Origin of the sequence: Mesorhizobium sp. BR1-1-16 (assembly GCF_020165495.1) — a bacterium.
Lineage (GTDB): Bacteria > Pseudomonadota > Alphaproteobacteria > Rhizobiales > Kaistiaceae > Kaistia.
Map to the genome: position 1 here is coordinate 107,069 of NZ_JAIUIE010000011.1, position 26,551 is coordinate 133,619.

Annotated in this window: 23 protein-coding genes; 22 read left to right on the forward strand and 1 reads right to left on the reverse strand. The window is 65.4% G+C overall.

Annotated features, from left to right (window positions below; translation table 11 throughout):
• Nucleotides 1-12 precede the first annotated feature (12 nt).
• The 21 genes from LB518_RS19905 (at nucleotide 13) to LB518_RS20005 (ending at nucleotide 23,977) form a co-directional block, all read left to right on the forward strand.
• A complete protein-coding gene (locus LB518_RS19905; protein ID WP_224579559.1) occupies nucleotides 13-1,890 on the forward strand; it encodes an ABC transporter ATP-binding protein in 1,878 nt (625 codons plus the stop codon).
• A complete protein-coding gene (locus LB518_RS19910; protein ID WP_224579560.1) occupies nucleotides 1,887-2,699 on the forward strand; it encodes an energy-coupling factor transporter transmembrane component T family protein in 813 nt (270 codons plus the stop codon). The genes LB518_RS19905 and LB518_RS19910 overlap by 4 nt, the downstream gene beginning before the upstream one ends.
• A 186-nt stretch (nucleotides 2,700-2,885) precedes the next feature.
• Nucleotides 2,886-3,980, forward strand: a complete 1,095-nt coding sequence (atzD, locus tag LB518_RS19915; protein ID WP_224579561.1) for a cyanuric acid amidohydrolase — start codon at nucleotides 2,886-2,888, stop codon at nucleotides 3,978-3,980.
• Nucleotide 3,981: 1 nt separating this feature from the next.
• Nucleotides 3,982-5,196 carry an FAD-dependent oxidoreductase gene (locus tag LB518_RS19920; RefSeq protein ID WP_224579562.1) on the forward strand — a complete coding sequence of 405 codons (1,215 nt, stop codon included), beginning with the start codon at nucleotides 3,982-3,984 and terminating at the stop codon, nucleotides 5,194-5,196.
• Nucleotides 5,193-6,602: an amidase gene (locus tag LB518_RS19925; protein ID WP_224579563.1), complete on the forward strand. Its 1,410-nt coding sequence runs from the start codon at nucleotides 5,193-5,195 to the stop codon at nucleotides 6,600-6,602. Before LB518_RS19920 ends, LB518_RS19925 begins: the two co-directional genes overlap by 4 nt.
• Before the next feature lie 5 nt (nucleotides 6,603-6,607).
• Complete coding sequence (locus LB518_RS19930) at nucleotides 6,608-7,363, forward strand: SDR family NAD(P)-dependent oxidoreductase (protein ID WP_224579564.1); 756 nt, start codon at nucleotides 6,608-6,610, stop codon at nucleotides 7,361-7,363.
• 11 nt (nucleotides 7,364-7,374) lie between these two features.
• A complete protein-coding gene (locus LB518_RS19935) occupies nucleotides 7,375-8,286 on the forward strand; it encodes an NAD-dependent epimerase/dehydratase family protein (protein ID WP_224579565.1) in 912 nt (303 codons plus the stop codon).
• Nucleotides 8,287-8,305: 19 nt separating this feature from the next.
• Nucleotides 8,306-9,487 (forward strand): SIS domain-containing protein, encoded by a 1,182-nt coding sequence (locus LB518_RS19940; RefSeq protein ID WP_224579566.1) that lies wholly within the window; start codon nucleotides 8,306-8,308, stop codon nucleotides 9,485-9,487.
• Nucleotides 9,488-9,492: 5 nt separating this feature from the next.
• Nucleotides 9,493-10,425: a carbohydrate kinase family protein gene (locus LB518_RS19945; RefSeq protein WP_224579567.1), complete on the forward strand. Its 933-nt coding sequence runs from the start codon at nucleotides 9,493-9,495 to the stop codon at nucleotides 10,423-10,425.
• A 112-nt stretch (nucleotides 10,426-10,537) separates the two neighbouring features.
• The gene (locus LB518_RS19950) at nucleotides 10,538-11,323 is read left to right on the forward strand and encodes a GntR family transcriptional regulator (protein WP_224579568.1); all 786 of its coding nucleotides are present in this window, start codon (nucleotides 10,538-10,540) and stop codon (nucleotides 11,321-11,323) included.
• A complete protein-coding gene (locus tag LB518_RS19955; RefSeq protein ID WP_224579569.1) occupies nucleotides 11,320-12,231 on the forward strand; it encodes a carbohydrate kinase family protein in 912 nt (303 codons plus the stop codon). Before LB518_RS19950 ends, LB518_RS19955 begins: the two co-directional genes overlap by 4 nt.
• Before the next feature lie 72 nt (nucleotides 12,232-12,303).
• Entirely contained in the window at nucleotides 12,304-13,461 is a 1,158-nt protein-coding gene (locus LB518_RS19960) for an SIS domain-containing protein (protein WP_224579570.1), read from the forward strand.
• Nucleotides 13,461-14,273, forward strand: a complete 813-nt coding sequence (locus LB518_RS19965) for a BtpA/SgcQ family protein (RefSeq protein WP_224579571.1) — start codon at nucleotides 13,461-13,463, stop codon at nucleotides 14,271-14,273. Before LB518_RS19960 ends, LB518_RS19965 begins: the two co-directional genes overlap by 1 nt.
• A gap of 63 nt (nucleotides 14,274-14,336) precedes the next feature.
• Nucleotides 14,337-15,398: a BMP family lipoprotein gene (locus LB518_RS19970; RefSeq protein ID WP_224579572.1), complete on the forward strand. Its 1,062-nt coding sequence runs from the start codon at nucleotides 14,337-14,339 to the stop codon at nucleotides 15,396-15,398.
• A gap of 63 nt (nucleotides 15,399-15,461) precedes the next feature.
• Nucleotides 15,462-17,048, forward strand: a complete 1,587-nt coding sequence (locus LB518_RS19975; RefSeq protein WP_224579573.1) for an ABC transporter ATP-binding protein — start codon at nucleotides 15,462-15,464, stop codon at nucleotides 17,046-17,048.
• Nucleotides 17,045-18,166, forward strand: coding sequence for an ABC transporter permease (locus LB518_RS19980; protein ID WP_224579574.1), 1,122 nt, complete (start codon nucleotides 17,045-17,047; stop codon nucleotides 18,164-18,166). Before LB518_RS19975 ends, LB518_RS19980 begins: the two co-directional genes overlap by 4 nt.
• A 12-nt stretch (nucleotides 18,167-18,178) precedes the next feature.
• A complete protein-coding gene (locus LB518_RS19985) occupies nucleotides 18,179-19,096 on the forward strand; it encodes an ABC transporter permease (protein WP_224579575.1) in 918 nt (305 codons plus the stop codon).
• A gap of 34 nt (nucleotides 19,097-19,130) precedes the next feature.
• Entirely contained in the window at nucleotides 19,131-20,042 is a 912-nt protein-coding gene (locus LB518_RS19990) for an allantoinase PuuE (RefSeq protein ID WP_224579576.1), read from the forward strand.
• A 1-nt stretch (nucleotide 20,043) separates the two neighbouring features.
• Entirely contained in the window at nucleotides 20,044-20,523 is a 480-nt protein-coding gene (locus tag LB518_RS19995) for an ureidoglycolate lyase (RefSeq protein ID WP_224579577.1), read from the forward strand.
• A gap of 70 nt (nucleotides 20,524-20,593) precedes the next feature.
• The gene (deoC, locus tag LB518_RS20000; RefSeq protein WP_353619970.1) at nucleotides 20,594-21,589 is read left to right on the forward strand and encodes a deoxyribose-phosphate aldolase; all 996 of its coding nucleotides are present in this window, start codon (nucleotides 20,594-20,596) and stop codon (nucleotides 21,587-21,589) included.
• 12 nt (nucleotides 21,590-21,601) lie between these two features.
• Nucleotides 21,602-23,977, forward strand: a complete 2,376-nt coding sequence (locus LB518_RS20005) for an aldehyde dehydrogenase family protein (protein ID WP_224579579.1) — start codon at nucleotides 21,602-21,604, stop codon at nucleotides 23,975-23,977.
• Here the strand turns inward: LB518_RS20005 and LB518_RS20010 are convergent.
• Nucleotides 23,965-24,450: a hypothetical protein gene (locus LB518_RS20010; RefSeq protein ID WP_224579580.1), complete on the reverse strand. Its 486-nt coding sequence runs from the start codon at nucleotides 24,448-24,450 to the stop codon at nucleotides 23,965-23,967. The genes LB518_RS20005 and LB518_RS20010 overlap by 13 nt on opposite strands.
• On the opposite strand from LB518_RS20010, the gene LB518_RS20015 reads away from it, so the two are divergent.
• The gene (locus LB518_RS20015) at nucleotides 24,419-26,533 is read left to right on the forward strand and encodes an alpha-amylase family protein (RefSeq protein ID WP_224579581.1); all 2,115 of its coding nucleotides are present in this window, start codon (nucleotides 24,419-24,421) and stop codon (nucleotides 26,531-26,533) included. The genes LB518_RS20010 and LB518_RS20015 overlap by 32 nt on opposite strands.
• Nucleotides 26,534-26,551: the final 18 nt, after the last annotated feature.

Consider the following 26,551-nt stretch of genomic DNA (forward strand, 5'->3'; position numbering starts at 1 on the left):
GGAGACGGCGCGATGGAACTGGCAGTCGATAACACCGCAGGCATGGCGAGCCTCCGCAGCCTCGACGTGAACGATGCCCAGGAGATCACCGTTGCGCCGTCTTCCGTCCGGGCGGCCATGGCCGCCGAAGGTTCGGTCGTCGATATTCGTGGCATCTCCTACGCCTATGAGGGCGAGGTCGACCCGGTGCTGCGCGATATCTCGCTCGAGGTCGGCGACGGCGAGTTCGTCCTGATCCTCGGGCCGAGCGGTTGCGGCAAGAGCACGCTGCTGCAAGTGCTCAACGGTACCATCCCGCATACGCTGCGGGGCCGGCTCGAAGGGGACGCCTTCGTCTGCGGGAAGTCCGTCGTGGAAACCCGCGTCGCCAGCTTCGCGACCGAGGTCGGGATGGTGTTCCAGGACCCCGAAGCGCAGATCATCAATACGCTTGTCCGGGATGAGGTCCGCTTCGGCCTCGAAAATCTCTGTCGCCCGGCCGACGAGATCGTCGCCCGCCAGACCGAAGCCCTGGCTTTCGTCGGATTGGACGGTTTTGGTGACCGCTCGATCTTCGATCTCTCAGGCGGTCAGAAGCAGCGCGTCTCGGTGGCTGCCGTGCTCGCCGCGCGGCCGCGCCTGCTCGTTCTCGACGAGCCGACCGCCAATCTCGATCCGAACGGCATGGCCGAGATCTTCGGCGTGCTGCGGCGGCTCAATCGCGAGGCGAGCACCACCATCGTCATGGTGGAGCATCGCGTCGACGAGCTTGCCGACTGCGTGACGCGGGTCGTGATGATGGATCGTGGATCCATTGTCTTCGACGGCGATCCGCGAAGCGCCTTTTCGAAGCGGAGGGCCGCGCATTCGGAGGAGGGGGATGCGGTGCCGTCCAGCGCCTGGTTCCCTCAGGCTGCCGAATTCGCCCTGGCGCTGGCCGATGCCAGCGGGACGCCGGCGCCCTCGGCCGACCTGCCGCTGAATGTCGACGAGGCGGTGCGTTTCGCGGAAGCCCATTTTGCAAGCGGGGCGCGCGCGGCCTTGCCCGAGCGAGCCGCCATTCCCCCGTCGGAGAAGCCGCTCCTCACCGTGCGCAATCTGAGCTTCGGCTATGAGCGCAAGCAGCCGATCCTGACCGACATCAACTTCACGCTCGGCGAGGGCGAGATCGTTGCACTCTGCGGGCGGAACGGTTCGGGCAAGACGACGCTCGCCAGGCTGCTGGTGCACATCAATGCGCCGCCGCCGGGCACGTTGATGCTGGGCGAGCGCGACATCACCGGCTTGTCGGCGCGCGATATCTCGGCCGAGATCGGCTACGTCTTTCAGAATCCCGACCACCAGTTCGTCACCGATCGCGTATGGGACGAGATCGCCTATGGGCTCGTGGTCCGCGGCTATGCCGATCATGCGATCGAAGAGCGGGTCGGCGAAGTGCTCGATATCGTCGATCTCAAGCGTTATCGCGACAAGTCGCCCTTCAGCCTCAGCCTCGGTGAGCGACGTCGCCTCAGCGTCGCCACGATGCTGGTGCTCGAACCGCGCCTGCTCGTGCTCGACGAGCCGACGATCGGGCAGGACCACGAGCGCGCGCAACTCTTGATGGGGCTGATGGCGCGCCTGCGCGAGCGCTATGGCACGACCATCCTCATGATCACGCATGACGTCCGCCTGGTTGCCGAATGGGCTGACCGAGCGCTCGTCGTCTCCGGCGGACGGCTGCGTTTTGACGGTTTGCCCCAGGCGATGTTCGCCAATACCGACCTCATCAAGGAAGCGGGTCTCCTCGCGCCGCCCGTCTTCGAGATCAGCTGTGCGCTCGCCGCGGAGAGGCCGGATCGTGTGCAGCCGACGCTCTCGCTACCGCATCTCGTCGACATGATCACGGGCACAGAAGGGCGCAGCGCATGAACCGCTCGACCGCATTCCAGTTCCGATCCGGCAATTCGTTCTTTCACCGGCTCGATCCGCTGACGAAGCTCGCCTGGCTGGTCGCTATCTCGCTGCTTGCCTTCGGCGCTTATATTGCGTGGGTGCAGATCCTCATCGCGCTTGCGGTGCTGTTCACGGCGCTGGCGCTCGGCCGCATCTCGCCGCTGGTGATCTTCCGCGGCACCTGGCTTTTCGGCATCGCCTGCGTCAGCTTCTGGGTCATCCAGACCTTGACGCTGCCCGGCACGCATGTCGCCTTCACCGTGCTTGGCCATCCCATCTATGCGGAAAGCGCCGACTACGCGCTTGCTTCGGCGCTGCGCATCTACACCATCATCCTGTCGTCGCTCGTCTTCGTCCGCACGACGGACCCGCGGGAACTCGCGATTGCGCTCGTTACGCAGATGCGTGTGCCGTATCGCGTCGCCTATGCCTTCTTCATCGCACTCCGGATCGTTCCGACCATCGAGGCCGAGATCAAGACGATCCGCGCCGCCCAGGCTGTGCGCGGCGTCGTGCGCAAGCGTGGTCTCGCGAGTCGCATCGGCGAGATGAAGCGCTATGCGATGCCGCTGCTCGTCGGCAGCCTGCGGAAGGCCTCGATGATGGTGATGTCGATGGAATCGCGCGCGTTCGGCGCCTATCCGCAGCGCACCTTCGTCGAAAGCCCGCGGATGACCGTCGCGAGCTATGCCGTCATGGCGGTGATGCTGGCGCTCGTCGTTACCTGGTATGGCGCGCTCGCCTTCGGCTATGTCCACTCGATCTATGTCTTCTCCGGCGCCTGAACATGGCCATCGGGCGCCCCCGCTATCCGCTCGATCGCAGGTCGTCTGGTCTCGGAGGCGCTTGCAGGTCCGGATTGCGTTTCTGCCGCAAGAATGCACTTGCACCAACGCAGCAATTGCGTTGACATTAGACGTCTGACCTCTGACGTTTCCATTTCGCCTTCCTCAATTCTCCCGGAGTGCGCCGTGCGTGTCGATGTCCACCGTTTCCCGCTGTCCGATCCCAGTGACGTGTCCGGCCTCGATGCAGCGATCGCATCGGGCGCGATCGATCCGTCGACAATCGCCGCCGTGATCGGCAAGACCCATGGCAACGGTCTCGTCAACGACTACACCCGTGGCTATCTCATGCTGTCCCTTTCGCTGCTGATCGGCGCCCGCAGCGGCCGCAGCGCCGAAAGCGTGCGCGAGAGCGTGCCGTTCATCTTTTCGGGCGGCGTCGAGGGCGTGCTTTCGCCACATTACACGGTGTTCACGGTCGTCCCGGACGACGCGCCGGTGGGCGGAGGGCAAGCCCTCGCAATCGGTGTCGGCTTCACCGCGGCGATGCGGCCCTCCGATGTCGGGCGGCAGGCGCAGATCGACGCCGTCGCATCGAGCGTCGAGCGCCTCACCGCCGAGGCCGGCATCACCGAAGTCCATTTTGTCCAGGTGAAGGGTCCGGCTTTCACCCTTGCCGACATCCTGGCCGATCAGAAGGCAGGCCGGCCGTCGGCGACCGACAATCCGGGCAAGCTCATGAGCTTCGGGCGGGCGGCATGTGCGCTCGGCGTCGCCAAGGCCCTTGGCGAAATTCCGGCTGACAAGGCCGTCGAGGCGGCCGTGTTGAAGGACTTTTCTCTCTTCTCGTCGGTCGCGAGCATCTCGGCCGGCGTCGAGGTGGTCGCAAACGAGGTCGTCGTCATCGGCATGAGCAGCCAATGGACGGGTTCGCTCGCCGTCGAGCACACGACGATGAGCGATGCTCTGGATGTCGCGAGCATTCATGCGATGGTCGAAAGGCTCGGCTTTCCGCCCGCCCCGCAGATCGCCGATGCCGCCCGCGTGAAGGCTGCCTTCATCAAATGCGAGGCGCAACGCGACGGAATGGTGCGCGGCAAGCCTCACACCATGCTCAACGATGGCGACATCAATGAGCAGCGCCACATTCGCGGCGCGGTCGGCGCTATCGCTGCGAGCATCCTGAACGATACGGCGCTTTTCGTCTCCGGCGGCGCCGAGCATCAAGGACCCGATGGTGGCGGCATGATCGCCGTCATCGCCGACCGGGCGGGGCGCTGACATGCCGGCCAGGAAGCAGAAGGTCGTCATCGTCGGCGCCGGGATCGCCGGCAGCCTGATCGCGGCGGGCCTCAAGGATCGCGGCGACGTCGAACTCATCTGCCTCGAACGTGTCGGCACGGCCGATCACGCAGAGGCTGGCACCGGGCTCAATATCGGACCGAACGCGCTGAAGGCGCTGGACCTGCACCTGCCCGAGAGCGCGGCCCTGATCCGCGCCAACAGCCTTCCCTGGGAGAGCTGGAGGATCTCGCTCACCAACGGCCGGACGCTCATGGACCTGAAACTTGGCAGTCTCGCCGAGAATTCTGGCATCCGCATCCGCTGGGCCGAGCTCTATTCGCTGCTGCGCACCGCGGTCAGCCCGCATGTCCGCTACAATGCCGAACTCGTCGGCTGCGGCCGCGACGAGAGTGGCCCTTATGTCGACTGGAAGGACACGATTACCGGCGCTGTGGAGCGCATCGGCGGTATCGACCTTCTGATTGCCGGCGACGGCCGCTATTCGCTCATTCGCCAATTCGTGCTGGGTGAGGAAGAGAAGCCGTTCTTCCTCGGCGTCTGCCTCTACCGCGTGCTGTTCCCGGCGGGGCCTGATTGCCCGCTCGACGACTATGCGCAGTGGTTCAACGGCGCCAACCGGTTGCTTGCCTTCCGCGTGCCCGGCGATCTGATCTATTGCGCCGGCTCGTTCCCGATCCCTGCCGAGAGCGGCATCCCGGATGAGATGAAGCAGCGCGAATTCCTCGGGCGCGTCTATCTGCCCGAGGAGGGGGAGCCTTCCCCCGAGGCTGCCTATCTGATCGATGCGATTCAGCGCTATGCCGACCGCATCCATTGGGCGCGGCTTCAGGACGGCAGCGTCGCCTATGGCCGCGAACGGGGCATCCTGCTGGTCGGCGACAGCGCTCATCCAATGGTGCCGACGCTGGGGCAGGGCGCGACGCAGGCCTGCGAGGATGCCTGTGTCGTGGTGGACGAGATCAAGGCCGCACTCGACGCGGGCCGACCGCTTGCCGATATCTCGGAGCGTGTCGAGGCCCGCCGTGCCGAGCGAGTGCGCTTCGTGGTCCAGTTCTCGCGTGATGCGACCGACACCATGCTGGCCGGTGCGGACCCCGTCGCGGGAACGCTCCGCAAGACCGAGCCGGAGTTCCAGGCCAAGCTGAAGAGCCTCTATTGCGACGTGCCGCTGCCGGCTGGAGCGGCGGCGTGACCAGCGCCGCGCCGCTCTGGACGCTGAGCGCCGCCGATCTGGCGGCCGGCTTCGCCGCCGGGGCATTCACCCCGGTCGATGCGCTCGAAGCCGTTCTGGCGCGAATGGACCTGGCCAATCCGTCCCTCAATGCGGTGATCGCCATCGACCGCGATGGAGCGCTCGCCGCAGCCGAGCAATCGACGGCGCGCTGGCGGGCGGGGACGCCGCGCTCGCCGCTCGACGGCGTGCCGATCAGCATCAAGGACAATCTTTACCTGCAGGGCCTGCCGGCGACATGGGGCAGCCGCGCGCTCGCCGAGTTCGTGCCGGATCGCGACGAGCCGGCCGTGGCACGCCTGCGCTCCGCCGGCGCCGTGCTGTTTGGCAAGACGAACGTGCCTGAGCTCACGGTTCAGGGCTATACGAGCAATCTCCTCTTCGGCACGACCATCAATCCGCATGCGCCCGGCCGGACCCCCGGCGGCTCCACGGGCGGCGGCGCGGCTGCCGTGGCTGCCGGTATCGGCCCGATCGCCATCGGTACCGATGGCGGCGGCTCGCTGCGAAGGCCGGCGGCGCATTGCGGCCTCTTCGCCCTGAAGCCTTCCGTCGGCATGGTGCCGCGCCATGGCGGGTTTCCGGCGATCCTGTCGGATTTCGAGGTCATCGGCGCCGTGGCACGGACACCTGGCGACCTCGAACTGGTTCGCGGCATCCTCGAGGGCGTCGACGTCGAAGATCCGCGGTCGCTTGCCACGCTTGGCAGGCTGCCTTCATGGCCGAGCCCGCTTCGCGTCGCCTTCATGCCGGCGATCGGGAACAACCCGGTCGACCCCCGGATTGCGGCGGCGGTTGCAGGTTTCGCTGCCGATCTGGCGGCATCGGGTGCCGAAGTCGTCACGGTGGAGGAGCCTTTCGACTTTGCCGGCGCGGGCGCCGCATGGGCAACCGTGATGACGGCCGGCGTCAGCTGGTATCTCGCCAGCTTTCCTGACCGGCAGGAGGCCTTCGGGCCGAGCGTCCGGCAGATTGCGGCCGATGGGGCGAAGCGCTCCGCGCCCGAGCTTCTCGATGCGCTCGCTGCTGCGTCTGAAGTCCGCCGCGCTGCGGGTGCGTTCTTCAAGGATTTCGACATCCTGGTCGCTCCGGCGACGGCGGCGCTCGCCTGGCCGGCCGATGAAGTCTATCCCCCGATCATCGCCGGACAGCCCGTCGGTCCGCGCGGCCATGCCGTTTTCACGGGCTGGATGAATGTCGCAGGCGTTCCGGCGGTGACGGTTCCCCTCGAACTCACCGAAGCGGAAGGCGGCATCGGCATCCAGCTCGTCGCGGCTCACGGGCGCGATGCAGACCTCATCCAGATGCTTCGCACGCATCCGGCATTGCAACGCTTTTCGCCTGCTCCCATCGCCAAACTGGATTGATCGACATGACCGCCTCGTCTCAGCCATTCGCCGGCAAGATCGCCATCGTTACTGGAGCCGGCAGCGGCATCGGCCTTGCGACAGCGGCAGGCCTCGCAGCGGGCGGGGCGACGGTAATCTGTGCCGACTGGCAGGGTGCCGAAGAAGCCGCCGCGTCGATCAGGTCGTCCGGAGGGACGGCCGAGGCGGCAGGGATCGACGTCCGCGACCCCGCCGCCTGGTCGGCGCTCGCCGCGGACGTGATGGCGCGTCATGGGCGCATTGACATCCTCGTCAACAATGCCGGCATAGCTGTTCCCGGCGACACGGTGATCGACGTGAGCGAGGAGGTCTGGGACCGCATCCTCGACATCAATGCCAAGGGCGTCTGGCTCGGCATGCGGGCCGTGTTGCCGGCGATGGTCGAACAGAAATCCGGCAAGATCTGCAATGTCGCCTCGACGGCTGCCCATATCGGGCTTCGCAACGCGGCCGCCTACTGCGCCTCGAAGGGCGCGGTGCTCGCTCTGACCCGGCAGGCCGGCGTCCAGTATGCGGCCGACAATGTCCAGATCAACTCCGTCTCCCCCGGTACGACGATGACGGGGATCCAGAAGGATATCACCGACGAGCAACGCGCGGCCTTTCTGCCGCTGACGCCGATCGGCCGTTTCGCGCAGTCGCCGGAAGTCGCCGCCGCAATCCTCTTCCTGTGCTCGGAGGGCTCGTCGTTCATCACCGGCGCCGATGTCAGCGTCGATGGCGGCATGGTCGCTCTCTAGGAGGCGGGAACGTGAAAGTCCTTCTGACAGGCGCGGCCGGCCTCATCGGCATGGCGCTCCGACCGCTGCTGGCGGCGCGTGGCCATGAAGTCTTGCCGATCGACATCACCGATTTCGGGCGGGACGATCCGGAGCTCCGGCTTGTATGGCTCGACGATCGACCGGCGCTCGAGGCGCTCATTGCAGGGGCTGGCATCGAGGCCATCGTGCATTGCGGCGCCATCTCGGGTCCGATGCTGGCCAAGGGCGAGCCGCTGAAGCTCGTTTCGGCGAATATCGATGCGACGGCGCTGCTTCTGGAACTTGCGCGCCGTAACGCCATGCGCCGTTTCGTATTCTGCTCCTCGATCAGCGTCTATGGCAGTGTCGGCGACGGCTTGATCACCGAAACGACGCCGCTCCGTCCAACATCGATCTACGGCGCCACCAAGGTCGCCTGCGAGCAGCTCATCCAGGGCTTCGCGGCCGAGTACGGGCTTGATGGCGTCAGCCTCAGGATCGCCCGTGTCTACGGTCCCTACCGGCGCGCCAATTGCTATCTCGGTTCTCTGATCCGGGATGCCGAGCGCGGCGAGGAAACCACGATCCCGTGCGATCCCGCATTCGCCTACCACTATGTCTATGTCGACGATGTCGCCGCGGCGATCGCGGCGGCGCTCGAAAGCAATGACCTGCCGCACCGGGAATACAATATCAGCGCCGGCGCGGCGCTCACCATGCCCGAGATTGTCGAGGCCGCCCGCATCGCGATTCCGCAGCTGCGTGCGCAGCTTGTTCCAGGCCGGGACGATGTTCCCGACATCCAGCAGGCCTTCGATATCACGCGCGCCGCCGCGGACATCGGCTGGCGGCCGGATTTCGACATCGCCAGGGGCATCACCGCGTATCGAGACGCCATTCGAAGTGGCCGTGTGGCCCCGTGAGAAAAGAAAAGACCCTCCAATGACCGAACCGCTCACTCCCCTCCTGGCCGCTGACTCCATCCTCGACGCGGGCGCTCGGTCTCTCGTCGAGGCGCTGTTCCTGCGCGAACAGCAGCGCGTACGGGCGCTTCCGAGTGATGATCCGCTCAATCCGATCCGGCGTCGGCGCGTCGAGATTACCCGCACCGAGATTGCCGGCCAGCCCGAGACACTTGCGAAGACGCTGGATACACAGGCCGCCGACGTCGCCGCGATCGCCCGTGACCTCGGTCGTGCGCCGCTCTCGCGCATCGTGATGACCGGATGCGGAGATTCCTGGGCCGTGATGATGGGCGCGCGCCTTCTCATGGAGCAGTTGCTCGGCATTCCCTGCGAACCGATGCAGGCGCTCGACTTCGCTTACTACTTCAATCGCCCGATCGGTCCGGAGACGCTCGTCGTCACGTTGAGTTCGACCGGCACGACGCCTCGCACGGTCGAGGCGCTCATGATGGCCAAGGCGCTCGGCGCGCGCACCCTCGCCCTCAGCAACACTCCTGGCTCGGCGTTGATGGCGGAAGCCGAGTTCGCACTGCTCGTCCATGCCGAGCGCAAGGGCTGGCCCACCCAGGCCAGTACGGCGTCCATGGGCCTCCTGATGGCATTTGCTATCGCACTCGGCCGCGAACGGGGACTGGCCGCGTCGGCTGTCGCGCCCTATGCCGCGGCGCTCGATCGGATCGCCGGGCAGATCGATGCGGCCATTCCCGCGACGGAGCCGACGATCGCCGAGATCGCGGCGCGCGAGGCGAGCGGCGGAATGTTCCTGTTCGCTGCCGGCGGGCCGAGCTACGCTTCAGCCTTCTTCGGCGCCGCCAAGGTCAAGGAGTGCACGCCTGACCACGCTCTGGCGATACCGCTCGAGGAGTTTCATCATTTTCACTCCCAGAAGAAGGGCGAGCCGCTGTTCCTGACGGCGCCCGCCGGTCCTTCGCGTCATCGGGCCCGCGACACGGCGGAGGAGGGGAGGAAGGCCGGCGGCACAATCTACGCAGTCGTCACCGAGAGCGATCCGCTGCTGTCGGACGTCGCCGATGCCGTGATTTCCCTTCCGGCGATTCCGGAGCCGCTGGCGCCGCTCGTCTACACTGTTCCGGTTCAGCTCTTCGCCTATCATCTCGCCATGGCGAAGTTTGCCGCGGCGGAACGCGCGATGTCCTGACGATCATGGCGCCCCGGCTTCTCTGTCTCGGCAATCTGACGATCGATACCGTCGTTCTGCCCAATGGTGAGGAGCACTTCGACTGCATCGGCGGCGACGCACTCTATTCCGTGCTCGCCGCACGGCTCTTCGAAGAGGGAGCGCGGATGCTGGCGCCGATCGGCGACGACCTGCCCGCATCGACACTGGCCTTCATCGAGGCGGGCGGCTTCGCCGAGGCGCTTCCGAGGCGCGCTCGCCCCACCCTGCGGACCAGCGTCGTCTATAGCGGCCCCGATGATCGCCGCTGGACCTTTGCCTATGACGAGGCCGATTTCTTCGACCTCTCGCCCCGGCCTGAAGACATCCCCGCTGAAGCGCTCGGCGGCGACGCTGCGGTCCTCCTCGCCATGAGCCTCAAAGCCCAGGAAGACCTGGTGCCGTTCCTGCGGCGTGGCGGGACGCGGATGATCGCACTCGATCCGCAGCAGGACTATCTGCTTGGAAACGAAGTACGGCTGATGGCCCTCATTGGACAGCTCGACATCTTCATGCCGAGCGCCATCGAGGCAAAGCGCCTGCTGGGGACCGAGGACTGGTCCAGCGCCGCCCGTCAGTTTGCGGCGCTTGGTCCGTCGATGGTGGTGATCAAGCTCGGCGGCGAGGGGTGCCTGATCCATCACGCGCCATCCGGTCGCGACATCAGGATTGCTGCCGCTGCGTCGGATGTGGTGGACACCACTGGCGCCGGCGACAGTTTCTGCGGCGGCTTCATGGCTCGGCTCGTTCAGGCGCCCGACGATCTGGAAGGCGCGGGATGGGCCGGATCGCTGGCAGCCGCCGCCGCACTGTCAGATTTTGGCGCGCGCGGGATCATGCGCGCCGAGGCGGGGACCGTTCGTGCCGCATGGCGCGACAAGCGCACTCCATCCGGTTCCGCGTCCACACACCTCGCTTGAAGAAATGCCTCTTTGATGACACCGTCGCAAAATTAAACAGGTCAGACCTCTGATGTCAGTTGACAGGGGTGACGTCTGTTTGCATTCTGAATTCAATTCAAGGGTGATCGCTTTGGACGATCTTCAAATCAGTCAGTTGTCGAGCAGGATCTGGAAGGCGGGGCTCCCGCGCGAGGATCTCGTCGCACGTGTCTCGGCGGCGATCCGCGAACAGATCCAGGCCGGCGAACTTCAGCGTGGCACGCGGCTGAAGGGCGAGACGGAGCTTGCACGGCAGCTTGGTATCAGCCGGCCGACCTTGCGTGAGGCAACGCGGATGCTGGCTCAAGAAGGGCTGATCGAGATCAAGCATGGCGTCGGCACCTTCGTTGCCGAACACCTGCCGCATGTGCGCGGCACGCTCGATGTGATGCGCTCGATGTCGGCCCTGATCCGGGCCGTCGGCGGCGAGCCGCGCGTCCGCGAACTGAAGATCGAGCTCACCGCGGCCAGCGACGCGATCGCCGAAGTGCTTGGACTTTCGCCGCGCGCGCCGATCGCGGAGATTTCGCGTGTTCGTCTGATCGACGATAGGCCGCTCGCGCTCGGCTATGAATATATCCCTCTCTTCGATGCCGAGCGTGAATACGCGCTGGTCGAGGGCTTCGATGGCGGCTCGATCTATGAATTCATGGCCAAGGGCCTCCGCCGGCAGCTGGTGCGGAGCGAGATGGCGGTCACCGCGGTCGCGGCCGGCAAGGCGCAGGCCGAGCGGCTGGAACTGAAGCCGCGGGCGCCGCTGCTGCTGATGCGCGAAGTGCATTACGACGAGAGCGGCCAGCGCGTGCTCTATTCCGTCAACTACCACAATTCGGAAGTCGTCGACTTCAGCCTCATGCGCACATGGGTGTCGTCGTGAGCAGCGGTTACAGCGCGTTCGGCAACCTTTCGATCGACGATCTCGTCTTCGCGGACGGCACCACGAAGTGGCGCGTCCCCGGCGGCAACGCGATGTACGCAGCGCTCGGAATGGCAGTCTGGCAGGCCGAGGCTCACGTAATAGCCCCTTTCGGGTCCGACTATCCGATGGAGGGGCTCGACGTGAAGGTCGATGTCTCCCATTCCCCGCGCCTGCCGAACAGCCTGCGCAACTGGGGCCTCTATGAAGACGACGGCTCCCGGCACTTCATCTTCCGCTTCGCGACCCGCAACTGGGAAGCCTTCAGTCCGCGCGCGTCAGCCGTCGTGCCCGGCCTGCAGGTGGCGGCGCATCTCGCGCCGATGCCGTGGCCTGTCCAGGCGGAACTCCTGGCGACGCTCAGGGACTGCGGGACGCGGCTGATCTCGATCGACTTCGATGATCGCGATCTCGCCAATACCGGCCTTCCGCGGGTGACCGAGCTTTTGCGCGTCGTCGATCTGTTCCTGCCGAGCCGGCAGGACGCGGCTGCCATGTTTCCGGGCGCATCGCCTGTCGAGGCATTGCGCCGACTGCGCGAACTCGGCCCCGACGTACCGCTGATCGGCATCAAATGCGGCGCCGATGGCAGCATCGGGCATGCGGTCGGCAGCGCCGATCTGATCCGCGTGCCGGCGGTTCCGGTGGAAGTCCACGACGCAACGGGGGCCGGCGACACTTTCTGCGGCGGGGCGCTCGTCGGTTTCAGCATCGATGGGGAAGCCGTCGACGCGCTGCTGCACGGCGCCGTCTCGGCCTCCTTCTGCGTCGAGACATTGGGACCGGCGGGCCTCGCCGGAGCCACTCAAGAGATTGCCGAAGAACGGCTCGAGGCGCTGAGGCAGCGCGTGGAACTGCAGCCGATCTGAGCGAGGACGCTGGCTCCGGCCGGCAAGGAAACCGGCTTGGGCCGGGAACAAACGATCGACAAGGAGCAAGCGGTGCAAAACGAAAAGACGATCATGTTGCAGGAAATTGCGATGCAGCCCGCATTCGTCCGCGACAATATCGACGAGATGCTGACCTTCATGCGCGGCGTCGTGGCCGATCGCGAGCCGGGTACCCTCCTGCATGGCTTCATGATCGGTTGCGGTGACAGCTATTGCGCCGCGCTCGCCGCGCGCATGCACATGATGAAGATGACCGGACGTTTCATCGAGCCGGTCGAGGCGCTCGAGTTCTCGCGCTACCTGGTCAATGATCTTCCGCCGTCGAGCTTCGTGTTCGGCATCTCGAATTCGGGCACGGTCTCGCGCACGATCGAGGGTGTCCGGAGTGCGCGTGAGAAGGGGGCCTGGACCTTCGGCGTCACCGTCAGCGCCGACAACACGCTCGCGAAGACGGCCGAGACGCTGATCAAGGTCAACGCGACGCCGAACATCAAGGAACAGCCGGATGGGACGCGCGTCGTCACCCCCGGAACGATCACCTATACGGCGAGCATGCTCGGCCTCTTCATTGCGGGCATCGCTGTCGGCGAGCGGCTCGGCCATCTCGACGCTGCGGCTGTCGACAAGCACATCGCCGAGTTGCACGCCCTCGCAGAGGCGATGGCGGTGGCCGACAGCCATGTGAAGACGCTCGCCGAGTCCATCGCCGCGAGCTTCACGCCCGACAGGAAGACGGTCATCCTCGGCGGCGGGCCCAACTATGCCACCGCCTATTTCGGCATGGCCAAGTGGTTCGAGGGGCTGACCCGTCCGTGCCACCCGTCCGAACTCGAGGAATGGGCGCACGAGCAGTATTTCTTCACCGACGAGCAGACCGACACGATCATCATCCTGCCGCCGGGGGCCGGCCACAGCCGCGGCCTCGAGCAGGCGCAGGCCGCTCGTGACATGGGCTCGCGCGTCATCATCATCGGCGAGATCGGCGATGCCGAGGCCGAGGCGGCTTCGGACATCTATTTCGCGATGCCGAAGGTTCCCGAGACCCTGTCGCCGTTCCTCTACAAGCTGCCGTTCGAATACCTTTCCTGCTTCATTGCCGACAAGCAGAACATTGCCTTCCTCGGCTTCGACAACCGCAAGCGCCAGGAAGTCAATTTCCGCCAGATCTTCAATTCGGCGCAGAAGAACGCAGCGGGGGCGGCTGCCTGATGAGCGAGCTGCTCTCCCTCGTCCGGGCGGGCGCCAAGCCTGTCATCGGCATGGTGCAGCTTGGCGCTCTGCCTGGCAGCAGCCGCTATCGGGGTGCCGGCATCGCCGACATCCTGGCGCCGGCTGTCGCCGAGGCGGAGGTCCTCGCCTCGAACGGCATCGATGTTCTAATGGTCCAGAATCTCGGTGACGTTCCGACCGACCTCCATGCCACCAAGGCGCAGGTCGCCTGGATGACCCGCGTGACGGCGGAGATCCGCCAGCGCTTCGGCAAGCCGGTCGGGCTCAACCTGCTGGAGAACGATGCCGAGGCGATGTTCGCCGTAGCCTCGGCCGCCGATGCCGATTTCGTCCGCATCAAGATCTTCGTCGGCGCCATGCTGACCCCGTTCGGCGTGGAGAGCGCCCAGGCGCATACCGCGATCCGCGCGCGGACCAGCTGGAATGCCGAGAAGGTCGCGATCTTCGCCGATGTGCATGATCGCACCGGTCGGTCGCTCGTTCCCGGCAATTTCGAGGACGACCTCGATTATGCGGTGCGCCTCGGCACCGCCGATGGACTCGTCCTGACGGGCAAGACCAGCGCCCAGACCTATGAGTTCATTGCCACCGCGCGCCGGGTTGTCGGCTCCGTGCCGATCCTCGTCGGCGGTGGCGTGACCGAGACGAATCTTGCGGAGGTCAATGCCGTCGCCGACGGCACGATCGTCAGTTCCTCGCTCAAGGGCGGCGGGACGGCGTTCGGTTCCTTCGATCCGGAACGCGTCCGATCCTTCATGGCCGTGGCCAGAGGAGGGATGTCGACCACCTGACGATACGACAAGAGAGCGAAGCTCCGCGTCACGCAGAACAAGTTCTTTCAGAGGAGCAGGGAAATGAAGAGACTTCTTTCTACATTAGGCTTTGCGGCTGCCGTTATCGCGAGCCTCGCGATACCGGGGGCGGCCGAGGCCGCCAAGCTGCGCGTGGCGATGATCACGTCGGAGTCCGGCCTCGGCGATCGCTCGTTCAACGATATGATGAACGAGGGAATGAAGAAGGCCGAGAAAGACCTCGGCATCGAATATGTCGTGATCCAGCCGCGTTCGATCTCGGAATTCCAGTCGACGCTGGCGCGCGCCGCAGGGCAGGGCTTCGACTTCATCGTCGGCTCGTCTTTCGACATGATCAAGCCGATGCAAGCCGTGGCAGCCGCCTTCCCGGACCAGAAGTTCGGCCTCGTCGATGTCGGCCCCGATCCGGTCGCGCCGAACGTCGTGTCGAGCGTCACAAAGGATTGGGAGGGCTCGTTCCTGGTCGGCGTCATCGCCGCCAAGACGACGAAGACCGGCACGATCGGCTTCGTCGGCGGCAAGGACATTCCGATCATCCACCGCTTCTTCGTCGGCTACTACTACGGGGCCAAGATGGCGGACCCCAACGTGAATGTGCTCGAAAGCTATTCGGGCACCTTCACCGATCCGGCGGCCGGCAAGGAATACACGCTCTCGCTCATCAACCAGAAGTCGGACATCAACTTCGCGGTTGCAGGTGCAACGAGCGCCGGCGTGATCGATGCGGCCAAGGAAACCAAGACCTTCGCTATCGGCGTCGACTCCAACCAGAACTATCTGGCCCCCGGTTCGGTGCTGACCTCGATGGTCAAGCGCGTCGATACCCAGGCCTATGACATGATCAAGTCGGTCTCCGACGGCAGCTTCAAGGGCGGCACCGTCCTCTATTACGGCTTGAAGGAAGGCGGCGTCGACGCTGCGATGGACCAGTATAACAAGGGCCTCATCGCCGATGACGTCCTGAAGCAGGTCGACGCGCTCAAGCAGAAGGTCATCTCCGGCGAGATCGTCGTGCCGAACTACTTCGACCTCAAGGCAGGCCAGAAGGAAATGGGCACCCCGCCGCTGGCCTCCCCGCCTTCGGTGATCAACAAGGCAGGCTGACCGCTGCAGCGCGAGGCGCGAAAGCGCCTCGCGTCGCTTCCGATCTCTAGCCCGGGTGGTCCGATGGACGGTTCTCATCTTGTCGCCATGCGCGGCATCGTGAAGTATTTCGGGGATTTCGTGGCGATCCACGATGCCTCTATCGATATCCGGCCAGGCGAGATCCATGCGCTGGTCGGAGAGAATGGCGCCGGCAAGTCGACGCTCATGAACCTGCTCTACGGCCTGTTGCCGCGGACAGGCGGCGAGATCTTGCTGCGCGGCCGACCCGTTCACTTCAGCAGCCCTGCCGAGGCGATCGCATCCGGCATCGGCATGGTGCACCAGCACTTCAAGCTGGCACCGTCATTTACGGTTGCCGAGAACATCATCGTCGGCAGCGAGCCGGTGAAATCTTTTGCCCGTCTCGACCTCAAGGCGGCTGAAGAGCAGACGGCGGCGCTGAGCAAGCGCTTCGGCCTCGATCTCGATCCACGCGCCGTGGTGAGCACGCTCCCCGTCGGGCTGCGCCAGAGGGTCGAGATCCTGAAGGCGCTCTATCGGGACGCCGAGGTGCTCATCCTCGACGAGCCGACGGCGGTCCTGACGCCGCAGGAGACCCATGAACTGTTCCGAACGATGCGCGTGCTCGCCGACAGCGGCCGCTCCGTCATCTTCATCACCCACAAGCTTCGCGAGGTGCTCGCCGCCTCCGACCGCATTTCGGTGATGCGCCAGGGTCGCATCGTCACCACGCGCGACAATGACGGTGTCACCGCCGAACAGATCGCGAGCCTGATGGTCGGGCGCAGCGTGCTGCTGCGCGTCAACAAGGTGGAGGCAAAGCCGGATCCCGAGCCGGCGCTTATCATCCGGAACCTGACCGTGCGCAGCGATCGCGGCGCCACCGCCGTCGACGGCCTCTCGCTCCAGGTTCGTCCGCGCGAGATCGTCGGGCTCGCGGGGGTGCAGGGAAACGGCCAGGACGAACTCGTCGAAAGCATCGCCGGCCTTCGGCGACCCGTCTCGGGCCACATCGCCATCTGTGGCGTGGAACCTGCAACGGCCGACCCGCGCGCCTCTCGCCAGGCGGGGCTCGCCTATATTCCGGCCGATCGCGGCAGGGTCGGACTGTCGCTGCAGAGCGCGATCTGGGAAAACATGACGCTCGGTCACCAGAACGAATTCCGGAGAGGGCCGCTCCTGCGGGCCGCCGCTGCCCGCCTCAGGACGCGCGAACTCATCCGCCGTTTCGATGTGCGCGGCGCGCGAGAGGACACGCCGGCAGGCGCACTTTCGGGGGGCAATCAGCAGAAAGTGCAGCTCGCACGTGAACTGACGCGCTCTGCGCCCCTGATCATCGCGGAACAGCCGTCACAAGGCGTCGATATCGGCGCCATCGAATCCATCCACCGGATGCTCGTCACGATGCGGGACGACGGGCGCGCCGTCTTCGTGGTCTCCGCTGATCTCGACGAGATCTTCTCGCTCTGCGACCGCATCCTCGTCATCTATCGCGGCCGGATCGTGGGCGATTTCGACAGCCGTACCGTCGATGTAGAGGAGGTCGGCCGCCTGATGGGTGGGATCACCGACGGTCACGACGGCCATCACGCGGATGGAGGAACAGGCCTGCCAAACGTGGCGGCTGAGATGAGGGTTGGACAGTGACGGACGTTCCGCTGCATCGTACCGCGAGCTTCTCCCCGATTCGATTTCTGCGCCCGCTTATCGGCCCCGTGAGCGCGGTGGTCGTCGCCTTCGTGATCGGCGGCCTTCTGGTGGCGCTGCTCGGCCAGAATCCCCTGACGGTCTATGGGCTCCTGCTCAGCGGAAGCCTTGTCGGCTGGGCCAATCTTTCGGTCACGCTGCAACTCACGACGCCGCTGATTTTCACCGGGCTCGCCGTAGCGATGGCGTTCCGGGCCGGCATCTGGAACGTTGGTGTCGAGGGTCAGATGTTGATGGGGGCACTCGCAGCCGGCATCGCCGGTTATGCCCTGCCGGTGCCGGCGCCGTTCCACGTTCCGCTCTGCATTGTCGCTGCGGCAATCGGTGGTGCCCTCTGGGCGGCCATTCCGGCGCTGCTCCGCGTCTATCTGAACGTCAATGAGCTCGTCATCTGCCTGATGCTCAATCCGACGGCGCTGCTCGTGACCGGCTATGTCGCGACGCATCCCCTGAAGGCGCCGGGGCCGACCAACAAGCTCCCCGACATCCTCGACAGCGCCCGCTTCACGAATTACTCGATCTTCTCCCAGCTCAATACCGGCATCTTCGTCGCCGTGGCGCTCTGCGTGGCCTTCGCGATCTTCAACCGGTCGACCGTGCGCGGCTTCGAATGGAAGCTGATCGGCCTCAACCCACGCTTCGCGCATTACGGCGGCATCCGGGTGCGGCGGGATGTGCTGACGATCATGATGGCGAGCGGCGCCGTCGGAGGCCTTGCGGGCGCGGAACAAGTGCTCGGTGTCTACGGCGCCTTCTACGACAACTTCTCGCCCGGCTACGGCTTTGACGGCATCGCGGTGGCGATGCTCGCCGGAAATCATCCGCTCGGCGTGATCGTGGCAGCCTTCCTGTTCGGGGCGCTCAACAGCGGCAGCTCGGTCCTGCAGATGGAGCTCGGCATCAGCAAATATCTGGTGCAGGTCCTGCAGTTCATCGTCGTCCTGATCCTCGCGGCGAAATTTTCCTTCGCCTTCCTGAAGCGCCGCTCGCCGGACGACCGTGTGCCGCCGGCAAGTCCCGTGCCCCAATCCGGCCAGTCCCACGTCACCGAAACCTGAGAGGAGGCTCGCATGCTGTCCGACATCGCCTATTCGGCCATCCGCATCTCGACGCCGCTGATCTTTGCGGCGCTCGGCGGCCTCTATACCTTCCAGGCGGGCATGCTCAACATCGCCCTCGACGGCTTCATGATCATCGCCGCCTTCGCCGCGATCGCGACAGCGTTCGCGACCGGCAGCCTCACGGCCGGCGTGATCGCGGGCGTCCTCGCGTCCATGTTGCTCGCGGCATTCCTCGCGCTGTTCAATCTCCGTTTCCGCGCGCATATCTTCATCGCAGGTATCGCGGTCACCTTCCTCGCCTATGGATTGACGGCTCTCCTCCTCAAGAGCGTTCTTGGGCAGGACGGCGTCTTTGCGTCCGACCAGATCCCGACCTTTCCGGCGATCCAGATTCCCTTTGTGCGCGACATTCCCATCATTGGCCCGCTTGTCAGCGGACATACGCTCCTGGTTTATGTCGCTTATCTCTCGATCCCGGTCGTCGCATGGACGCTTTATCGGACGCGCTGGGGTCTGCGCGTGCGGATCGTCGGCGAGGCCGAGGATGCGGCGCTCGCGGCGGGCATCCGTGTCGACTGGATCAAGTTCCAGACGATGCTCATCAGCGGCCTCTTCTGCGGTTTGGCCGGCGCCTATCTCTCGCTCGGCTATGTCTCGCTGTTCGCCAAGCAGATGACCAATGAGCGCGGCCTGATCGCGCTCGCCGCCATTTTCTTTGCCAAGGGGCGGCCGGTGCGAACGGCCGCGGTCGCTCTGCTGTTCGGTCTTGCCACGGCGCTCTCCGTGCGCCTGCCGCAGGTGACGGGCGCCGCGCCGCAACTCCTCCAATTGATCCCTTATCTCGTGACAATCCTCGCCATGGTGATCGTCGGGATCCGCACCACCCGTGACAACGCGCATAATGGCGGCTGGCGCTTCGACCAATAGCGCCCACGCATCCACGCGACCCATCGAGGACAGAATGGCAGTTTCACTCGAACGAGATTTCATCGGCTATGGCGCGAACCCACCCGATCCACGTTGGCCCGGCGGGGCGCGGCTCGCGATCAATTTCGTGCTCAACTACGAGGAAGGCTCGGAATATAGCATCGGCGATCGCGACGGCGTGACCGACAGCGGCCTCGTCGAACTGCCCTCGCCAGTTCCACGCGGAGAGCGCGATCTCGCCGCGGAATCGATGTTCGAATATGGCAGCCGCGTCGGCTTCTGGCGGCTGATGCGCATCTTCGCTGAGCGCGAGATGCCGATGACGGTCTATGCCTGCGCGCTGGCCCTCGAGCGCAACCTCGATGCCGCCGCGGCCATTCGTGCTGCGGGACACGACATCTGTTGTCATGGCTGGCGCTGGATCGAGCACTTCCGCCTCGACGAGGCCGAGGAACGCCGACACATCCGCCTCGCCATCGAGAGCCTCGAACGCACCATGGGCGAGCGCCCGCTCGGCTGGTACTGCCGCTATGGGGCCAGCGTGAACACGCGCAGGCTGCTGATGGAGGAAGGCGGCTTCCTCTATGACAGCGACAGCTACAATGACGAGCTCCCCTATTACGTGCTCGCAGAGGGCCGGCCGCAGCTCGTCGTTCCCTACACGCTCACCAACAATGACGTGAAGTGGGGGACCGCGAATTTCGGGACGGGCGCCGACTTCTTCACCTACCTGAAGGAGAGCTTCGACGTCCTCTATCAGGAGGGTGCCACGGCCCCGAAAATGATGAATGTCGGCATGCACATGCGCCTGCTCGGCCATCCGGGTCGCGCGTCCGGCCTGATGCGGTTCCTCGACTACATCGCAGAGAAAGACGATGTCTGGGTGTGCCGGCGCATCGAGATCGCGCGGCACTGGCTGCAAACCCACCCCTATCGGGAATCGTGACATGCCGCGGATCACACTCCAGCTCATCAGCGCCGAGGCCTTTGCCCCGTTCGGACAGCTTCTCCCGGCCGCCGCCATCGGCGCGCCGCGGCCGACCTTGATCGACGAACTGGTCAATTCGCGGCCAAGCGCCAGGGCTCGCCTCAACAGGTCGGCTTTCGCGCCGACATCGCTGCCACTCACGGCCCTTCGCGTCGAGCGGCATCTTCATTCAGCGCAGGCCTTCATCCCCTGCGGCGCCTTGCGATACCTGGTGCTCGTGGTGCCGCCGCGCGCATCCGACGGCATGCCGGATGCCGCCCGGGCGCTGGCCTTCGCCGTGCCTGGCACGATGGGCATCAATTACGCACCCGGCGTCTGGCATCATCCCATGACCGCGCTCGATGGTCCGGCAGAGTTCGTAACGCTCACTTTCGTTGATGGCACCGATGGCGACGAGGAATTCGTGACGCTCGACGAGGCTGTCGTCATCGACGAATGAGCGGCACGAGGCGGCGGACCGCCGCTCGAAGATTGCAGCGGGCGAAGCCCGCGCGACGGGAGGAATGACGATGAATGTCGCAGGCCCCTTGCGGCTCGCACCCTTTGCCGGGCGGCCGCATCCCGATAATCCCGGTACCGCGTTCTCGCTCGATCCGGTCGAGGCCGTGCGCGTCAACCTGTCCGCCTCCGAGCGGCGCGTCGCCTCGCTGGGCGGACGGCGGACGGTCAAGAAGGACTGGCAGGCTGCCTGGCTGGTGCGGGCGATCGAGTGCATCGACCTGACGACGCTCGCCGGTGACGACACCGAGGGGCGCGTGCAGCGGCTCGCCGCCAAGGCCATGCGGCCGTTGCGCCCGGATATCCAGGCGACCCTCGGCCTTTCCGGACGCCGTGTCACGACCGGAGCGGTCTGCGTCTATCATCGCTTCGTCCGCGCCGCCGTCGAGGCCCTCGAAGGATCGGGCATCCCCGTGGCCGCCGTGTCGACGGGATTTCCCGCAGGTCTTTCGCCGCTGTCGACGCGCCTTGCCGAGATCGAGGCGTCGGTTGCGGACGGCGCCCGGGAGATCGACATCGTCATCACTCGTGAACACGTTCTGCGCGGCGACTGGCGGGCGCTTTATGACGAAATCCGCGCCTGCAAGGCGGCCTGCGGGCCCGCTCACATGAAGACCATCCTCGGCACGGGCGATCTGCAGACGCTGCGCAATGTGGCGCGCGCTTCGTGGGTCGCGATGATGGCGGGCTCGGACTTCATCAAGACCTCGACAGGAAAAGAGGCGGTGAACGCGACGCTGCCGGTGACGCTCACCATGCTGCGGGCGATCCGTGACTATCGCGCGCTGACCGGCCATCTGGTCGGCTACAAGCCGGCCGGCGGCATCTCCACCGCCAAGGACGCGCTGACCTATCTCTCCCTCGTCAAGGAAGAGCTCGGAGGCGACTGGCTGCAGCCCAATCTCTTCCGCTTTGGCGCCTCATCGCTGCTGGCCGATATCGAGCGCCAGCTCGAGCACCATGTCACAGGCGGCTATGCGGCCTTCAGCCATCACGGCATGGCCTGAGGGGACAAAACGATGTCGATTGCAGAGATTCTCGAGACGATGGAATACGGTCCCGCCCCCGAAAGCGACAAGGAAGCCCGCGCCTGGATCCGGTCGCTCGGTGGCGAGACGAGGCTGTTCATCGGCGGCAGCTTTAGGAAGGCGAAATCCGGCGAGAGCTTCCCGACAATGTCTCCCGCGACGGGCGAGGTGCTTGTTCGCGTCGCGGCGGCCGGCAGCAGCGACGTGGACGCCGCGGTCAAGGCCGCGGCGAAGGCCCAGCCGGCATGGGCGAAGCTCTCGGGCCATGCGCGCGCCCGCTATCTCTATGCGCTCGCCCGTCTCATCCAGCGGCATAGCCGCCTGTTCGCGGTCGTGGAGACGCTCGACAACGGCAAGCCGATCCGCGAGACCCGCGACATCGACATCCCCTTGGTCGCGCGCCATTTCTACCATCATGCCGGCTGGGCGCAGCTGATGGAGAGCGAGCTTGCCGATCGCACGGCCCTCGGCGTCTGCGGTCAGATCATTCCCTGGAATTTCCCGCTGCTGATGCTCGCCTGGAAGGTCGCGCCGGCGATCGCGCTCGGCAATACCGTCGTGCTGAAGCCGGCTGAATACACATCGCTGACCGCGCTGCTCTTTGCCGAGATGTGCCAGAAGGCCGGGCTTCCGCCGGGCGTGGTCAATATCGTGACGGGGGACGGGCGCACCGGCGAGGCGATCGTCGAACACCCTGGAATCGCCAAGATCGCCTTCACCGGCTCCACCGATGTCGGCCGCTTGATCCGGGCGGCCACTGCCGGATCCGGCAAGAGCCTTACGCTCGAACTCGGCGGCAAATCTCCGTTCATCGTCTTCGACGATGCTGACTGCGACGCTGCCGTCGAGGGTGTCGTCGACGCCATCTGGTTCAACCAGGGCCAGGTTTGCTGCGCCGGATCGCGCCTCCTCGTGCAGGAGAGCGTCCATGATCGCTTTGTCGGCAAGCTCAAGGCCCGCATGGAGACCCTGAGGGTCGGCGATCCCCTCGACAAGGCGATCGACATCGGCGCCATCGTGCACCCGGTCCAGCTGGAGCGCATCAAGCAGCTGGTCGCGACGGGCGTCGAAGAGGGCGCCGTATTGCATCAGCCCGGCACTTCACTGCCGGAAGGGGGCTGCTTCTATCCGCCGACGCTGCTGCTCGGCGTGCAGCCGTCCGCCACGGTGTCGAGGGTCGAGATCTTCGGGCCGGTCGCCACTGTGATGACCTTCCGCACCCCGGCCGAGGCCGTCGAACTCGCCAATAACACCGAATTCGGCCTCGCGGCCTCGGTGTGGAGCGAGACCTTGTCACTCGCCACCGACATTGCGGCCAAGCTCCGCTGCGGCGTCGTCTGGGTCAACGGAACCAATATGTTCGACGCTGCTGTCGGGTTCGGCGGCTACAAGGAATCCGGCTTCGGTCGCGAGGGCGGCCGCGAAGGCCTTTCGGCCTACACGCGTCCGAAATGGCAGGCGAGGGCGCGCGCGGAAGCGCTGGCCCCCGTCCTTCCACCCGTGTCCGACTTCCCGGCTGGGGCAGGGCTGGACCGGACCGCCAAGCTCTATGTCGGCGGCAAGCAGATGCGGCCCGACGGTGGCTATTCACGTTCTGTGGTCTCGCCCGCCGGTGCGTTTCTCGGCGAGGTCGGCGAAGGCAACCGCAAGGACATCCGCAATGCTGTCGAGGCCGCGCGCAAGGCAAGCAGCTGGGCTTCGGCTTCGGAACATGCCCGGGCGCAGATTCTCTACTACATCGCCGAAAATCTCGAGGCCAGGGCAGGGGAGTTTGCCGATCGCCTCGCGTCCATGACCGGGCGTCGCCGACAGGAGGGCCTGCGGGAGGTTGCGGCGAGCGTGTCGCGGCTGTTCGCCTATGGCGCTTGGGCCGACAAGTTCGATGGTGCCGTTCATCGCCCGCCGATGCGCGGGGTCGCGCTCGCCATGAACGAGCCGGTCGGCATCCTCGGCATCGCTCCGCCCGAGGAACGGGGCCTGCTCGGGCTCGTTTCGACACTGGCGCCCGCCATCGCCATGGGCAACCGGGTGGTCATCCTGCCATCGACGTCCGAAGTGCTCGCCGCGACCGATTTCTACCAGGTCCTGGATACGTCGGACGTCCCTGCCGGTGTCGTCAACATCGTGACGGGCCTGCGTGCCCCGCTCGCACGGGAACTCGCGGCTCATGCCGAGGTCGACGGGCTCTGGTGGTTTGGCGACGCAGCGACTGCGCGCACGATCGAGGTGGCCTCCGTGTCGAACGTGAAGCAGGTGTGGGCCGAGACGCTGCAGCGCGACTGGTATTCGGCCCTTGAGGGCGAGGGCCGGGAATTCCTCACCCGCGCAACCCAGGTGAAGAACATCTGGCTGCCCTATGGCGAGTGACGGGCGCGGGCCTGTTCCCGCGACAGCCGGCAATGCACCGTGCCGAGGTTCTTGCGGCATTCTGCGATTTTCGTTCTCGCATTAGGGTCGACCGGCTGGAACGGCTCCATGCAACGCCACCGCAAGCCGAGCCCGTCCGACACGGCGTGATCGGCCTCGCCCGCATTGTCGAATTGGTCAGCTCTGCGTGCATCGCCTGTCTGGTGATGACAAATCCGCGTTGAACGCACCAGGCGGCCGGATGCCCCGGCAGGTCCATCACGCTCCTCGCTGAGCTTCCGCCCGCGCGAGACGCCGGAGGAACATAACGCTTTACATAACAGTTTTGCGCAAAATACATATTTGTTTGTTGATGAGGCGAGGGCGGCATGCGCAAAAAAGGCCTCGTCACGGGCATCGTCATGCGTTGCCCGCTGCTGCCGAGTGAAGGGCTGAGGAAACATGCTCGAGAAATACAGCGCGTCGGCCGACACACTGCGAACTCCAAAATGGTACGGTACCGCGACCCGCTGGACGCAGCTGACGCTGGTCGAGGATGATCCGCTTCTGTTCGATCCCGATTTCTGGATCGACATCTTCAAGCGCACGAAATCCAACGCGACGTGCCTCAGCGCCGGCGGCTATATCGCCTATTACCCGTCCAAGGTGCCCTACCATTATGTCAGTCGGCATCTTGGTGGCACCGATCCGTTCGGCCGGCTCGTCGACGGCGCGCGCGCGCTCGACATGCATGTCATGGCGCGCGTCGATCCGCATGCCGTCCACGACGACGCCGCTAGCGCGCATCCGGAGTGGATTGCCGTTGATCGTGACGGCAACAAGCGCCGCCATTGGGCGTTTCCGGAAGTCTGGGTGACATGCGCTTACGGCGACTACAATCAGCTCTTCATGCCGGAAATCATCCGCGAGATCGTGCGCGACTATGATGTCGACGCCATCTTCGCTAATCGCTGGCAGGGGCACGGCATCTGTTATTGCGAGGCCTGTCATCGTCGCTTCCGCGACGCAACCGGCTTCGCCCTGCCGCCGTCCATCGATGCATCGAACCCCGTGTCGCAGGCATGGGTGCGGTGGCGGCGCGAGCTGCTGTCGCGGCTGATCGTGGAATGGGACGAGGAGGTCAAGGCGATCAAGCCGCATGCGAGCTTCATCCCCAATATGGGGGGCGCCTCGCTGATGGAGTTCGATCCCGCCCTGATCGAGCGGCATTGCCCGTTCCTGTGTGTCGACGACCAGGGACGGCATGGCACCGAGCCTGTCTGGATGGCTGGTCGGAATGGCAAGCGCATGCGCGCCACGTTCCCGGAACGGCCGGCCGTGCTCATCACCTCGATCGGGCCGGAGGAAGTCTATCGGTGGAAGGACGCAATCACGACCGCGCCGGAGATCCGCGCCTGGGTCAACAATGGCACCGCGCATGGAATGCTCGCCTGGTTCACCAAGTTCAACGGCAAGGTTCCGGACGACCGCTGGGTTGCTCCGATCGCGAAGAGCTTTGATCTGCAGGCGCGTGTCGAATCGTCTCTCGTCGCCACGACCCCGCAGGCCGAGATCGCGATCCTCGATCCCGCGACCACATTGCGGCACTGGGGGCCGGAGATGCGCAAGGAGGTCGAGGCGGACGACCTCGGCTTCTATCATGCCCTCGTCGAGGCGAGGCTGCCGTTTGAGCTCCTGTCCGATCAGGCGATGACGGCTGAGAGCCTTGATCGCTTCAAGGTCGTGGTGCTCGCGAATTCGAGCTGCCTTTCCGATGCGCAATGCGCGATGCTCGAGGCCTATGTCGCCCGCGGCGGCAACCTGGTGGCAGCCTTCGAGACCGCAACACGCGACGAGGCCGGACGGCAGAGGCCGCGGCTTGGCCTTGGCGACCTTTTGGGCGCCGAGTTGCGCGGCCCTTCCGACGGCCCGGTCAAAAACAGCTATGTGGCGTTCAGCGGCGAGCACCCGATCCGCGACGGCTTTGACGGGGCCCAGCGCATCATGGGCGGAACGCGCCGCCTACCTGTTACGGCAGGCGCCGGCACCGATATTCCGTTGCTGCATGTGCCAGACTTCCCGGATCTTCCGATGGAGGAGGTCTATGTCCGCGACGAACCTCGTGATCCCGCCATGATCCTCCGCAGCCATGCCGGCGGCGGACGAACGGTCTATCTCCCCTGGAATATCGGCGGCATTTTCTGGGAGGTGCAGGCGCAGGACCACGGTCGGCTGATCGCCAATTCCGTCCTGTGGGCGCTCGGCGACCGTCCGCAGCTGGAGATAATCGGCCGGTCGATGCTCGATGTCGGTTTTCGCGCCTCGCCTGACATGCTCGTCGTGACCATGTTCAATCTGACGAACCCGATGATGATGAAGGGTCCGATGCGCGAGGTGTATCCCGTGGGGCCGCAGACGCTGTCTGTCGCCTTGCCCCCGGGCTGCACGGCATCGAAGGCGACCTTGCTTGTCGCTGGCAGGACCGTTGAAGGCCGGCCCGTCGATGGTCGTCTTGTGATCGAGGTTGACGGCATCGAGGAACTCGAAGTCATGCGCATCGATCTCGATCGTCTCTAGGACCTCGTAACCGAGAAA

Coding starts and splice junctions, on each gene's coding strand:
- LB518_RS19905 (WP_224579559.1), top strand. CDS start 13: ATGGAACTGGCAGTCGATAACACCGCAGGCATGGCGAGCCTCCGCAGC.
- LB518_RS19910 (WP_224579560.1), top strand. CDS start 1,887: ATGAACCGCTCGACCGCATTCCAGTTCCGATCCGGCAATTCGTTCTTT.
- LB518_RS19920 (WP_224579562.1), top strand. CDS start 3,982: ATGCCGGCCAGGAAGCAGAAGGTCGTCATCGTCGGCGCCGGGATCGCC.
- LB518_RS19930 (WP_224579564.1), top strand. CDS start 6,608: ATGACCGCCTCGTCTCAGCCATTCGCCGGCAAGATCGCCATCGTTACT.
- LB518_RS19940 (WP_224579566.1), top strand. CDS start 8,306: ATGACCGAACCGCTCACTCCCCTCCTGGCCGCTGACTCCATCCTCGAC.
- LB518_RS19945 (WP_224579567.1), top strand. CDS start 9,493: ATGGCGCCCCGGCTTCTCTGTCTCGGCAATCTGACGATCGATACCGTC.
- LB518_RS19965 (WP_224579571.1), top strand. CDS start 13,461: ATGAGCGAGCTGCTCTCCCTCGTCCGGGCGGGCGCCAAGCCTGTCATC.
- LB518_RS19970 (WP_224579572.1), top strand. CDS start 14,337: ATGAAGAGACTTCTTTCTACATTAGGCTTTGCGGCTGCCGTTATCGCG.
- LB518_RS19975 (WP_224579573.1), top strand. CDS start 15,462: ATGGACGGTTCTCATCTTGTCGCCATGCGCGGCATCGTGAAGTATTTC.
- LB518_RS19985 (WP_224579575.1), top strand. CDS start 18,179: ATGCTGTCCGACATCGCCTATTCGGCCATCCGCATCTCGACGCCGCTG.
- LB518_RS19990 (WP_224579576.1), top strand. CDS start 19,131: ATGGCAGTTTCACTCGAACGAGATTTCATCGGCTATGGCGCGAACCCA.
- LB518_RS19995 (WP_224579577.1), top strand. CDS start 20,044: ATGCCGCGGATCACACTCCAGCTCATCAGCGCCGAGGCCTTTGCCCCG.
- deoC (WP_353619970.1), top strand. CDS start 20,594: ATGAATGTCGCAGGCCCCTTGCGGCTCGCACCCTTTGCCGGGCGGCCG.
- LB518_RS20005 (WP_224579579.1), top strand. CDS start 21,602: ATGTCGATTGCAGAGATTCTCGAGACGATGGAATACGGTCCCGCCCCC.
- LB518_RS20015 (WP_224579581.1), top strand. CDS start 24,419: ATGCTCGAGAAATACAGCGCGTCGGCCGACACACTGCGAACTCCAAAA.